8 protein-coding genes are annotated in these 12,446 nt (G+C 75.6%); 5 read left to right on the top strand and 3 right to left on the bottom strand.

Going from position 1 to position 12,446, the window contains the following annotated elements; all coding sequences use genetic code 11:
* Nucleotides 1–130: 130 nt before the first annotated feature.
* Nucleotides 131–2,722, top strand: a complete 2,592-nt coding sequence (locus ABZ836_RS23740; RefSeq protein WP_356129932.1) for a bifunctional FO biosynthesis protein CofGH — start codon at nucleotides 131–133, stop codon at nucleotides 2,720–2,722.
* A 152-nt stretch (nucleotides 2,723–2,874) separates the two neighbouring features.
* Nucleotides 2,875–3,456 (top strand): hypothetical protein, encoded by a 582-nt coding sequence (locus tag ABZ836_RS23735; protein ID WP_356129934.1) that lies wholly within the window; start codon nucleotides 2,875–2,877, stop codon nucleotides 3,454–3,456.
* A gap of 73 nt (nucleotides 3,457–3,529) precedes the next feature.
* Here ABZ836_RS23735 and ABZ836_RS23730 read toward each other — a convergent pair whose 3' ends face one another.
* Nucleotides 3,530–5,965, bottom strand: a complete 2,436-nt coding sequence (locus ABZ836_RS23730) for a serine/threonine-protein kinase (RefSeq protein WP_361145184.1) — start codon at nucleotides 5,963–5,965, stop codon at nucleotides 3,530–3,532.
* 271 nt (nucleotides 5,966–6,236) lie between these two features.
* The gene (locus ABZ836_RS23725; RefSeq protein WP_356129938.1) at nucleotides 6,237–6,959 is read right to left on the bottom strand and encodes a VOC family protein; all 723 of its coding nucleotides are present in this window, start codon (nucleotides 6,957–6,959) and stop codon (nucleotides 6,237–6,239) included.
* A 121-nt stretch (nucleotides 6,960–7,080) separates the two neighbouring features.
* Here ABZ836_RS23725 and ABZ836_RS23720 point away from each other — a divergent pair, with 121 nt between their 5' ends.
* On the top strand, nucleotides 7,081–7,731 hold the full coding sequence (locus ABZ836_RS23720; RefSeq protein ID WP_356129940.1) for a TetR family transcriptional regulator: 651 nt from the start codon (nucleotides 7,081–7,083) through the stop codon (nucleotides 7,729–7,731).
* A 217-nt stretch (nucleotides 7,732–7,948) separates the two neighbouring features.
* Nucleotides 7,949–9,127, top strand: a complete 1,179-nt coding sequence (locus ABZ836_RS23715; RefSeq protein WP_361145179.1) for an NAD(P)/FAD-dependent oxidoreductase — start codon at nucleotides 7,949–7,951, stop codon at nucleotides 9,125–9,127.
* Nucleotides 9,128–9,134: 7 nt separating this feature from the next.
* On the opposite strand, the gene ABZ836_RS23710 is transcribed toward ABZ836_RS23715, so the two are convergent.
* Nucleotides 9,135–10,445 (bottom strand): MFS transporter, encoded by a 1,311-nt coding sequence (locus ABZ836_RS23710; protein WP_361145311.1) that lies wholly within the window; start codon nucleotides 10,443–10,445, stop codon nucleotides 9,135–9,137.
* A gap of 144 nt (nucleotides 10,446–10,589) precedes the next feature.
* Between ABZ836_RS23710 and ABZ836_RS23705 the strand changes: the two genes are divergently transcribed.
* Nucleotides 10,590–11,591, top strand: a complete 1,002-nt coding sequence (locus tag ABZ836_RS23705; protein ID WP_361145176.1) for a helix-turn-helix domain-containing protein — start codon at nucleotides 10,590–10,592, stop codon at nucleotides 11,589–11,591.
* Nucleotides 11,592–12,446 lie beyond the last annotated feature (855 nt).

Here is a 12,446-nt window from a genome sequence, read left to right as displayed (position 1 = left end):
GTCGGCGCCCGCCGCGGAAACATTTCGGGGGGAGGGGCGGGCGCCCGCCGGCGGGAGGGGCCGGGCGCCCCGCGCCCACCCTGCGGGACGCCCTTGTTTGCCCAGCTCGTCCCGCTCGTATGCTCGTGGGATGACGACTTCCGCCAGTTCCGGAACCGGCCGCCCCACCGAGAACTCGATGCGCCGCGCCCTCAGGCGGGCCCGTGACGGGGTCACGCTGGACGTGGCCGAGGCGGCCGTGCTGCTGCAGGCGCGCGGCGGGGATCTGGACGACCTGTGCGCCACCGCCTCCCGGGTCCGGGACGCGGGCCTGGAGGCGGCCGGGCGGCCCGGCGTCATCACGTACTCCAGGAGCGTGTTCATCCCGCTCACCCGCCTGTGCCGGGACAAGTGCCACTACTGCACCTTCGTGACCGTGCCGGGCAAGCTGCGCCGCGCGGGCCACGGGATGTTCATGTCCCCGGACGAGGTCCTGGACGTCGCCCGCAAGGGCGCGGCGATGGGCTGCAAGGAGGCGCTGATCACCCTCGGCGACAAGCCGGAGGACCGCTGGCCGGAGGCCCGCGAGTGGCTGGACGCGCACGGTTACGACGACACCATCGCCTACGTGCGGGCGATCTCGATCCGGATCCTCGAGGAGACCGGCCTCCTGCCCCACCTCAACCCCGGGGTGCTGAGCTGGACGGACTTCCAGCGGCTCAAGCCGGTCGCCCCCTCGATGGGGATGATGCTGGAGACGACGGCGACCCGGCTGTGGTCCGAGCCCGGCGGCCCCCACCACGGCTCCCCCGACAAGGAACCGGCCGTGCGGCTGCGGGTGCTGGAGGACGCGGGCCGGTCCTCGGTGCCGTTCACCAGCGGAATCCTGATCGGCATCGGAGAGACCTACGAGGAGCGGGCGGAGTCGCTGTTCGCGCTGCGGAAGGTGGCGCGGGCATACCACTCGGTCCAGGAACTGATCATCCAGAACTTCCGCGCCAAGCCGGACACCGCGATGCGCGGCATGCCGGACGCCGAGCTGGACGAGCTGGTCGCCGCGGTGGCGGTGGCGCGCGTGGTGATGGGCCCCTCCGCCTGCCTCCAGGCGCCGCCGAACCTGGTGGACGCCGAGTACGAGCGGCTGATCGGGGCCGGCATCGACGACTGGGGCGGCGTCTCCCCCCTCACCATCGACCACGTCAACCCGGAGCGGCCCTGGCCGCAGATCGACGAGCTGGCCGAGCGGTCCGCCGCGGCCGGGTTCGCGCTGCGTGAACGTCTCTGCGTGTACCCGGAGTTCGTGCGGCGCGGCGAGCCCTGGCTGGACCCGCGGGTGCTGCCGCACGTGCGGGCGCTGGCCGACCCGGAGACCGGCCTGGCGGTGCCGGACGCGGTGGTCGAGGGGCGGCCCTGGCAGGAGCCGGACGAGGCGTTCACGCCGTCCGGCCGCACCGACCTGCACCGCACCATCGACTCCGAGGGCCGCACCGCCGACCGGCGGGACGACTTCGACGAGGTGTACGGCGACTGGGAGTCGCTGCGCGAGGCCGCCGCGCCGGGCATGGTGCCGGAACGGATCGACGGCGACGTGCGGGCCGCGCTGCGGACGGCCGCGGACGACCCCACGCGGCTGACCGACGAGGAGGCGCTCACCCTCTTCCACGCGGACGGCGCGGCCCTGGACGCGCTCTGCCGGGTCGCCGACGACGTGCGGAGGTCCGCCGTCGGGGACGACGTCACCTACATCGTCACGCGGAACATCAACTTCACCAACGTCTGCTACACCGGCTGCCGTTTCTGCGCCTTCGCGCAGCGCCGCACCGACGCGGACGCGTACACGCTGTCGCTGGAGCAGGTCGCCGACCGCGCCCAGCAGGCGTGGGACGTCGGCGCGGTCGAGGTCTGCATGCAGGGCGGCATCCACCCCGACCTGCCGGGCACCGCCTACTTCGACATCGCGCGGGCGGTGAAGGAGCGGGTGCCGGGGATGCACGTGCACGCCTTCTCGCCGATGGAGGTCGTCAACGGCGCGACCCGCACCGGGATGTCGATCCGGGAGTGGCTGACCGCCGCCAAGGAGGCGGGCCTCGACACCATCCCCGGCACGGCGGCGGAGATCCTCGACGACGAGGTGCGGTGGGTGCTGACCAAGGGCAAGCTGCCCACCGCGACCTGGGTCGAGGTGGTCACCACGGCGCACGAGCTGGGCATCCGGTCGTCGTCCACGATGATGTACGGCCACGTCGACCAGCCGCGGCACTGGCTGGGCCACCTGCGGACGCTGGCCGGCATCCAGCGGCGCACCGGAGGGTTCACCGAGTTCGTGACGCTGCCGTTCGTGCACACCAACGCGCCGGTGTACCTCGCGGGCATCGCGCGGCCCGGGCCGACCGTGCGGGACAACCGGGCGGTGACGGCGATGGCGCGGCTGCTGCTGCACCCGTACATCCCGAACATCCAGACCAGCTGGGTGAAGCTGGGCACGGAGGGCGCCGCCGAGATGCTGCGGTCGGGCGCCAACGACCTGGGCGGCACGCTGATGGAGGAGACCATCTCCCGCATGGCGGGCTCCTCCTACGGCTCCTACCGGTCGGTCGCGGACCTGGTGAAGATCGCCGACGCGGCGGGACGGCCCGCGCGGCCGCGCACGACGCTGTACGGGGAGGTGCCCGAGGAGCGGCAGCGGGCCGCCGCCGCCTCGGACGGGCACCTGCCGGAGCTGCTGCCGGTCCTCGACCAGTAGGTTCCGGGACGGCTACGGGAGGGCTCCGGGAGCCGTCCCGGAAGGCTCAGGGGCCGGGGCCCTGGTCGGGGGCCGGGCGGGTCACCGTAGGATGATCCGACTCTGTTCCCGCCGCGGCCCCCCTGGGCCCGTTGCTGAGGAGATGCGTGCACGTGGCTGCTCGAGGGCTTCCCACCTGGGCCTGGGTGACCGGACTGACCAGCGCGGCGATCGTGGTGGTCATCGGGCTGGCCGTCCAGGCCGGCACCGGGACGAAGCCCACCGCCCTGGACGACCGGCCGGCGGCCTCCTCGTCCGAGGCGCCGCGGCCGCGGGAATCGCTGACGCCGGGCGACGAGGGCGACGGCGGTGCGGCGGCGGTGCCGGCGGACTCCGGCACGGGGCGGCGGCTCGTGTACTCCCTCGGGGCCGACCGGGTGTGGCTGGTCGACGCCGGGGACAAGGCGCTGCGGAGCTTCACGGTGTGGCCGGGGACGCTGGACCCGGAGCCGGGTGAGTACGCGGCCGGTACGCGGACGGCGGCGACGACCGGGTCGGACGGGGTGCCGATCGAGCACGTGGTGTACTTCGCGTTCTCCGGCGGGGTGAACTTCGCGTTCTCGCACGCGGCGGACGGGGCGTCTCCGGCGCCCGCGGAGGGGAAGCGGACGGCCGGGGTGCGGCTGCCGGCCGACACCGGCAAGGCCCTCTGGGACTTCGCCACCACCGGCACCCCCGTGATCGTCACCCCCTGACCCGCCCCGGCGGAACCCCGCCCCCGCGGGCCGGCCGGGTGGGCCGGTCGGGCGGGCCGCCCCCGCGGGCCGGTCAGGCGGGGCGGGAGGTGCCGGTGCCCTTCTCGGCGTCGAGGGCGTAGACGCAGCGGTCCTTGCTGCACGCGTACACCACCCCGGCCCGCACCACCGGCGACCCGGTGATCTCCCCGCCCGTCGCCAGCTTCCACCGCAGCCGCCCGTCGTCCGCCTTGAGCGTGTACAGCAGGTGGTCGGTGGACCCGAAGTGGATCCGCCCCTCCGCGACGGCGGGCGCGCCCACGATGTCGCCGCCCGCCTGGAACCGCCACTTCGGCGTGCCCGTGACCGCGTCCAGCGTGTACAGCCCCTTGCCGCTGGCGACGTGGACGTGCCCCGCCGCGACCAGCACCGGTTCGATGGAGGAGCGCGCCTCCGTGGCGATCCGCCACCGGTCCCGGCCGTCCGCCGCGTCCAGCGCGTAGACCGTGCCCAGGTAGTCGGCGAGGTACACGCCGCCGCCGGTGACCGCCGCGCCCGGCACGAAGGCCGGCGGGCCGAGGAACACCGCGGGCGCCTCGAAGTGCCAGTGCACGTGGCCGTTGGACACGTTGATCGCCAGCACCCGCGTGCCCGCGGACACGTACACGCACCCGTCGGAGGCGGGCCGCAGCCGCACCGGCACGCCGCCGCAGGACGCCGCGTCGCCGACGGGGTACGACCACCGCTCCTCGCCGGTGCGGACGTCCAGGGCCCGCAGCCGGGCGTCCTGCCAGACGTAGGCGGTGCCGTCGTACAGCGCGGGCCCGGCCTCCGGCGTCTCGAAGTCGGTCTGCGCGCCGGTCAGCTGCCACAGCCGGCGCCCGGTGGCGGCGTCCCAGGCCTGCACGCCGCCGCCGCGCGTCCCGGTGAGGACGTGGCCGCGGTCGGCCTGCAGCGAGTACACCCAGGCGTCGGCGGACAGCCGCCACAGGTCGGAGCCGTCGCGGGCGTCGAGGGCGAACAGGGTGGGGCCGTCGGAGGCGTGGATCCGCCCGTCGGCGACCTTCATCGACCAGGCGACGTCACGGGTCTTGAAGCGGCGCCGGCCGGTCTGCACGTCCAGGGCGTGCACCTCGAAGGAGGTGACGTACACCAGGTCGTCGGCGACCTCGGGGGTGCCCCAGACGTCGTTGGACATCCGGAAGCGCCACGGCCGCCAGCCGCCCCGCCCGTCCGGCTGCTCCTCCGTCCGCGCCTCACCGGCCTGCCCGGGCTGCTGCGCGGGCACCGGCGCCGCGCCCTGCTGGGGCCGCGCCCAGGAGGCCGCCAGCCCCGCCTCGGCCAGCGGCGGCCGGGTGGCGACCGCGGCGCGCACCTCGGCGACCCGCGGGCCGGGCCCGATCGGCACCCGGGCGCCCGGCAGCAGCACCGGCCCGGCGTCGGGCGGCCCGCTGGGCAGCGAGGGGTGCGGGACGGGGCCGCCGTGCCCGGCGCCGGGGCCGTGCGGCGGCAAGGGCGGGGGCGGGGGCGGGTCGTGCGGCGGGCGCGGCGGCACCACGCCGGGACCGGGCGCCGGGCCGGGGCGCGGGCCAGGACCGGGGCCCTGCGGGGGCGCGGTCACCGTGGTGGTGCGTCCGCCGTTGCGGCGCTGCTCGATGAGGTGGACGGCCCGCTCCGGCAGCCACGCCGAGGCGGTGCCGCTGTCGTCGGAACCGGCCCCGAACAGGTGCGGGGCGAGCTGGGCCTGCAGGTCGGCCGGGGTGGGCCGGGCCGAGGCCTCCATCTTCATGCAGGCGTCGATCAGCGGCCGCAGCTCGTCGGGCAGGCCCTCGAGGTCCGGCTCCTCGCGCAGCAGCATGAACACCGTCTCGACCGGGTTGGCGCCGTGGAACGGCGGGTGCCCGGTGGCGGCGAAGACGAGGGTGGAGCCCAGGGAGAAGACGTCGCTGGCGCCGGTGACGCTGCGGGAGTCCTTGGCCTGCTCGGGCGACATGTAGGCGGGCGTGCCGACGGCGACGTTGGTCATGGTCAGCCGGGTGGAGGAGACGCCGGAGGCGATGCCGAAGTCGATGACCCGCGGGCCGTCCTCCACCACCAGGACGTTGGACGGCTTGAGGTCGCGGTGCACCAGGCCCGCGCCGTGGATGGACTGCAGCGCCTCGGCGACGCCCGCCGCCAGCCAGCGGACCGCCTGCACGGGCAGCGGGCCGCACTCGTTCACTATCTCCTCGAGGGACGGCGCCGGCACGTAGGCGGTGGCGAGCCAGGGCACGGCGGCGCGCGGGTCGGCGTCGACCACCGCGGCCGTGTAGAAGCCGGAGACGGCGCGGGCCGCCTCCACCTCGCGCGTGAAGCGGACGCGGAACAGCTGGTCCTCGGCGAGCTCCGTCCGCACGGTCTTGATCGCCACCCGCCGCCCGGACGCCGAGCGCGCGAGATAGACCAGACCCATGCCTCCGGCGCCCAGCCGTCCGAGGACCTCGAACGGACCGATCCGACGCGGATCGGTCTGTGTCAGCTGATCCACCACTTGCCTGCCACCTCCCCGTGAGAGCCGCGTCGCCCTCGTGTTGTACGCGACCCCGTGCAGCGTCTCACCACCGCACCGCCGCGGCGGCACGCACCCCGATTCTTCCTTGCCCGAGCGGCGCCGCGCGAACCCGGGGACGTATTTCGACCGGCGGGCGCGGGGCGGACGCGCCCGTCACAGGCTCGGGAGCCGGTACCGGGGCGCCGGCACACCGTCCCGGCCCGCCCGCCACGGGCCCGAGGGCGCCGGGGCGGGCGGCGCTGCCCCGCCGTCAGCCCTCCAGCAGGGCGAACGACGCGTTCTGGTTGTCCGTCACCACGGCCACCCTGCCCCGGTCGGTGGTGAACGGCTGCGCCTGGACCCGGCCGCCGAGGCGGTAGACCGCCCCCAGGGCCGCCTCCAGGTCCCCCACCGAGAAATGCACCAGAAAGTGCGACGGCATGACTTCCGGAAAAACGCCCGCCAGGGGGGCGATGCCGTCCCGCAGCCCGCCGAAGACCCGCTGCCAGAACGGCCGGGCCTCCTCCGGGGCGCGGGTGTAGAGCACCGCCCGGGCGAAGCCGCCGCCGGCCGGCCGCCGCCGGCCGAAGCCGTCGTGCGCGGCCGGCTCCCACAGGCCGAACACCGCGCCCTCCGGCCCCACCGCCAGCGCGTGCCGTCCCAGCCGGCCCATCGGCGCGGGGGCGGCGATCAACTGCCCGCCCTCCTCGGGGATCCGCCGGGACAGCGCCGTCGCGTCCCGGGTGCACAGGTGGACCGTCCACACCGTCGGCATCCGCCCGTCCCGCTTGGGCAGCAGGGCGGCCACCGGTTCGCCCTCCCGGTGCGCCCAGGCGGCGCCGGCCGGGCCGCCCTCCATCCCGCGCGGTCCCACCGGGTCGAAACTCCACCCGAAGAGTTCCCCGTAGAAACGCTTGCCCGCCTCGACGTCGGGAAGCGAGGCGTCCACCCAGCAGGGAACGCCCATGGCGGCATCGCCGCCCTCCGTATTCACGGATGCCCCATTTTCGGCCATAGCGCCAAGTTAGCGGCCCCGGAACGGTCACGCAGAGCACCCGCACCCCATTTGCAGTCTGCCGAATAGCGCGGGAATCGGCCGTCGATAAGCTGACGACATGACAGGACACGTACGCACGGTCGACGGCCGCGTGGCTGGTCGGCGAGGGCAGGCGACGCGGCAGAAGCTGCTGGACTGCCTCGGAGAAATGCTCGGTTCGGCCCCTTACCGCGACGTCAAGGTCATCGACGTGGCGCGCAAGGCAGGCACCTCCCCGGCGACCTTCTACCAGTACTTCCCGGACGTCGAGAGTGCCGTCCTGGAGATCGCCGAGGACCTGGCGGCCGGCGGCGCGGGGCTGGGCGGCCTGGTGGAGGGCCGGTCCTGGACGGGCCGCGCGGGATGGCAGACGGCCCAGGAGCTGGTGGACGGGTTCATGGACTTCTGGCGGGCCAACGACGCGATCCTGCGGGTCGTCGACCTGGCCGCCGCCGAAGGGGACAAACGGTTCTCCAAGCTCCGCCTGCGCATCCTGGGCACCCTCCACAAGGGGCTGACGGAGGCGATCGGGGGGCTGCGCTCCAAGGGCAAGGTCGACCAGGACGTGAGCCCGGCCGCGACGTCCGCCTCGCTGATCGCCCTGCTCTCCGCGGCGGCCTCGCACCAGAAGGGCGGCCACACCGGCTGGGGCTACAAGGCCTCCGAACTCCGTCCCAGCCTGGCGCAGCTCGTGCATCTGGGCGTCACCGGAAAGAAGCCGACCCGGTAACTCCCCGGCGGCCTCCCCCGAGGCGCCCGCGCCTTCTCCCGTCCTGTCATCCGGACCGCCGCGCGGGCCTTCCGCGGCACGATGATCGATATCGGCCGGCCGTCCCCCGCCGTCCTTCCCGTCATCCACAATTCACCCCTGAGCGTGACCGATTCGGAATCAATTCCGGTCTTGACCGAGACCAATCAAGTGGTTATCCGAATAAAATCTCGGCATCATGCTCGAAAAGCCCGTCCCTCAGGACTCCCGGCCCCCTGCCCGGCATCCCGTCTACGTCATCGGCGGCGGACCGGGAGGTCTGGCGGCCGCACAGGCGCTGCGGGCCCGCGGCATCCGCGCGGTGGTGCTGGAGAAGGCGAACCGGGTGGGCGACTCGTGGCGCCGCCACTACGACCGGCTGCGCCTGCACACCACCCGGAAGCGGTCCTCGCTGCCCGGGCTGCCGATGCCGCGGTCCTTCGGCCGGTGGCCGGCCCGCGACGACATGGTGCGCTACCTGGAGACGTACGCCGAGCACCACGGCCTGGAGGTCGTCACCGGAGTCGAGGTGACCCGCGTGGAGCGGGCCGAGGAGGGCTCCGGCGGCGCGTGGCTGCTGCACGCCACCGGCGGGCGGAAGCTGACCGGCAGCGCCGTGGTGGTGGCCACCGGCTACAACCACACCCCGCGCACCCCCGACTGGCCCGGACGGGACGGCTTCACCGGGGAGCTCCTGCACGCCGGCGCCTACCGTTCCGGCACCGCCTTCGCCGGGCGGGACGTGCTGGTGGTGGGCGTCGGCAACACCGGCGCGGAACTCGCCGTCGACCTGGTGGAGGGCGGCGCGTCCCGGGTGCGCCTGGCGGTGCGGACGGCGCCGCACATCGTGCGCCGCTCCACCGCGGGCTGGCCCGCGCAGAACACCGCCATCCTGGTGCGGCGGCTTCCGGTGCCCGTGGTGGACGGGCTGGCCCGCGTGATGGCCCGGATCAGCGTCCCGGACCTGTCCGCGCACGGCCTGCCGCGGCCGGACACCGGGCTGTACTCCCGGGTCCGCCAGGGGGCGATACCGGTGCAGGACGTCGGCCTGATCGACGCCGTCCGCAAGGGGAAGGTCGAGGTCGTCGCCGCGGTGGACGGCTTCGACGGGGCGGAGGTCCTGCTGGCCGACGGCTCCCGGATCACCCCGGACGCCGTGGTCGCCGCCACCGGCTACGTCCGCGGCCTGGAGGGCCTGGTGGGGCACCTCGGGGTCCTGGACGCCCGCGGTCTTCCCCTCGCGCACGGCCCCCGCGCCCCGAGGAACGCGCCCGGCCTGTTCTTCACCGGGTTCACCACACCCATCAGCGGCACGCTCCGCGAACTCTCCCGTGACGCCGAACGGGTGGCCCGGGCCGTCGCCCGCGCGGCACGCTGAGGGCCCGTCACCGGCCGGGCCCCGCGCCCGCCGGGGGCGTCCCGTCCTCCGGGGCCGCCGGCGCGGTGCGGCGGCGGACGACCAGGACCATCAGCGCGGCCGCCGCGCACAGGGCGCCGGAGGCGTACCAGACGACGTCGTAGCTGCCGAAGACGTCGCGGGCCGCGCCGCCGAGGAAGGCGACGGCCGCCGCGCCGGCCTGGTGGGAGGCGAGGACCCAGCCGAAGACGATCGGCCCGTCCTCGCCGAAGTGCTCACGGCACAGCGCGATGGTGGGCGGCACGGTCGCCACCCAGTCCAGGCCGTAGAAGACGATGAAGAAGATCATCGGCGGGTGCACGGCCGGCGCCAGCAGCATCGGCAGGAAGAGCAGCGACAGGCCGCGCAGCGCGTAGTACACGGCGAGCAGCCGCCGGGAGTCGAACCGGTCGGTGAGCCAGCCGGAGGCGACGGTGCCGATCACGTCGAAGACGCCGATGACGGCGAGCAGCGAGGCCGCCGCGGTCACCGGCATCCCGTGGTCGTGGGCGGCGGGCACGAAGTGGGTCTGCACCAGGCCGTTGGTGGACGCCCCGCAGATGGCGAAGGACCCGGCCAGCAGCCAGAACGGTCCGGTGCGCACCGCCCGGCCCAGCACCCGCAGCGCCCGCCGGGCCACCCCGGGGACCGGTGCAGGCGGCGGCGTCACCTCCCGGGCGCCGTAGAGCGGAAGGCCCACGTCGGACGGGTGGTCGCGCATCAGGAGCCAGGCGAACGGCACCACGGCGAGCGCGGCCAGCGCCACCGTGACGGCGGCCGGCCGCCAGCCGTGGGAGACGACCAGCCAGGACAGGAACGGCAGGAACACCAGTTGCCCGGAGGCGCCGGCGGCGGTCAGGACGCCGGAGACCAGGCCGCGGCGCTCGGCGAACCACCGGTTGGTGACGGTGGCCGCGAAACCGGTGGCCAGCGCGCCGGTGCCGAGCCCCACGAACACGCCCCAGAGCAGCAGGAGCTGCCAGGCCTCGCGCATCACGACGGCGGTGCCGACGCCGACGGCGATCAGGGTGAGCGCGCCGGTCACCACCCGGCGGATGCCGAACCGGTCCATCAGGGCGGCGGAGAACGGCGCGATGAGGCCGTTGAGCACGAGGTTGACGGAGACCGCCGCGCCGATCGTGCCGCGCGACCAGCCGAAGTCGCGCTCCAGCGGCCCGGTCACCAGTCCCGGCAGGGTGCGGAAGGCGGCGGCGCCGATGATGGTCACGAAGGCCACCGCCACCACGAGCCAGGCGCGGTGCGGCACGCGCGGCCCGCGGCGGGGCGGCGGGCCGGGCACGGCCGCGGGCGCGGCGGCCGGGGCGAGGGCGGGCGAGGCGGGTTCCGTCCGGGTCACCGCACCAGCATCCGCGTCCGGCCGGGGCCGGACGAGTGGCCCGGGGGACACTGTTCGACAGGATCGGGCCACGGCTACGATCCGGGGATGACGGCGGACGAGGCGCACCCGGGGCGGGCCCCGGACCGGCACCGGGTGGCGGTGCTGGTGATGGACGGGCTGATCCCCTTCGAACTGGGCATACCGCACCGCATCTTCGGCCGCGCGAGGTCCGCGGACGGGCGCCGCCTGTACGAGGTGACGACCTGCGCGGTGGGCGCGCCCGGCGAGGTGCGGACCGACGCGGACTTCACGGTCCGGGTGGACCACGGCCCCGAGGCGCTGGCCACCGCGGACACCGTGGTGGTGCCGGCGGCGCACGAGCGGAGCGCGGTGCACGAGGGCGTGCTCACCGACCAGCTCGCGGCCGCGTTCGCGGCGATCCGGCCCGGCACCCGGCTGGTGTCCATCTGCACCGGCAGCTACGTGCTGGGCGCGGCGGGGGTGCTCGACGGCCGTCCGGCCACCACCCACTGGGCGCACGCCGAGCACTTCCAAAGCCTCTTCCCCCGGGTGCGGGTGGACCCCGACGTCCTCTTCGTCGACGACGGTGACGTGCTGACCTCGGCCGGGGTGGCGGCCGGGATCGACCTCTGCCTGCACCTGGTGCGGCGGGACCACGGCGCGGCGGTCGCCGCGGAGGTGGCCCGGGTCACGGTGGTGCCGCCCCACCGGGACGGCGGTCAGGCCCAGTACGTGCGGCGGCCGGTGCCGGAGGCGCGGGCGTCGGGGACGGCCCGGGCGCGGGCCTGGGCGCTGGAGCGGCTGCACGAGCCGGTACGGCTGCGGGACCTCGCGGAGCGGGAGTCGCTGTCGGTGCGGACCTTCACGCGGCGCTTCCGCGAGGAGACCGGGGTGAGCCCCGGGGAGTGGCTGACCCGGCAGCGGGTCGAGCGGGCGCGTCACCTGCTGGAGACCACGGACCTGTCGGTGGAGCGCATCGCCCGCGACGCGGGCTTCGGCAGCGTGCAGTCACTGCGCCAGCACGTCCGCTCCGTCCTCGGCGTCGCCCCGACCGCCTACCGCCGCGCTTTCCGCGCCGCCCACTGACGTCCGTCCACAGCCTGTGGACAACCGGGCGGCACCCCGGACACCGCATCCCTCCGCCCCGCCGGACGGCACGCGCTCGCGCTCGCGGCAGGCGAACGTTCGGCACGGACACCCGCCCCCGCAACCGGGCCACGCGCCGGACGCGGCACGGCGTTCACGACCAGGGGCGCGGGCGGGCCGCGGCACGGCGGCGACCACGAACGGCACGGACCGCGGCGCACGGACGCGCCGCTCGGGGAGACGGGTGGCACGGGTGCTCGCCGCACGGAGAAGCCGCCTGCGGCTGCTCGCGGCACACGGGCGTCGGCACGGGTACGGGTACGGGTACGGGCGGGCGCGGGAACGCGGACACGCGTGGTGCGGAAGCGCCGGCACGCGTGGCGCAGAGGCGCGGGCACAGGGTCGGGCCGCACGGGGAGACGGGTGGCACGGGTGCTCGCAGCGCGGAGGCACGGCCCGCGGATGTGCGCGGCGCGGATGTGCGCGGCACCGGCACGCGCCGTGCGGACGCGCGGTCCACGGGCGCTCGCGGTGCGGCTGCTCGGCGGCGCACTGCATGCCGCGCGGAGGCACGGCCCGCGGTGGTTCGCGGGGCGAAAGCGTGCGGCACCGGCACGCGCCGCGCGGAGGCACGGTGCACGGGCGCCGGAAGCGCGGACGCCAGGCGGCGCGGACGCCAGGCGGCGCGGGTGCCAGGCGGCGCGGGTGCCAGGCGGCGCGGTACGCGCCGCACGGTGACGTACGACCGGGTGAGCGCGCCGGCGGCCGGGGAGGCGGCGCCGTCAGACCGCCTCGTAGGCGAGCCCCCCGCACGCGGCGACACCCGTGCCGTACCCGACGGCCGCCGCCTTCCCG

Source organism: Streptomyces sp. NPDC047130 (assembly GCF_040643475.1).
GTDB lineage: Bacteria > Actinomycetota > Actinomycetes > Streptomycetales > Streptomycetaceae > Streptomyces.
The sequence above is the reverse complement of the archived record's forward strand: the minus strand, read 5'-3'. Positions and strand labels throughout refer to the sequence as shown.

What these genes read in the sequence shown, in the direction of transcription:
- ABZ836_RS23740 (WP_356129932.1), top strand. Translation starts at nt 131, where the DNA reads ATGACGACTTCCGCCAGTTCCGGAACCGGCCGCCCCACCGAGAACTCG.
- ABZ836_RS23720 (WP_356129940.1), top strand. Translation starts at nt 7,081, where the DNA reads ATGACAGGACACGTACGCACGGTCGACGGCCGCGTGGCTGGTCGGCGA.
- ABZ836_RS23715 (WP_361145179.1), top strand. Translation starts at nt 7,949, where the DNA reads ATGCTCGAAAAGCCCGTCCCTCAGGACTCCCGGCCCCCTGCCCGGCAT.
- ABZ836_RS23705 (WP_361145176.1), top strand. Translation starts at nt 10,590, where the DNA reads ATGACGGCGGACGAGGCGCACCCGGGGCGGGCCCCGGACCGGCACCGG.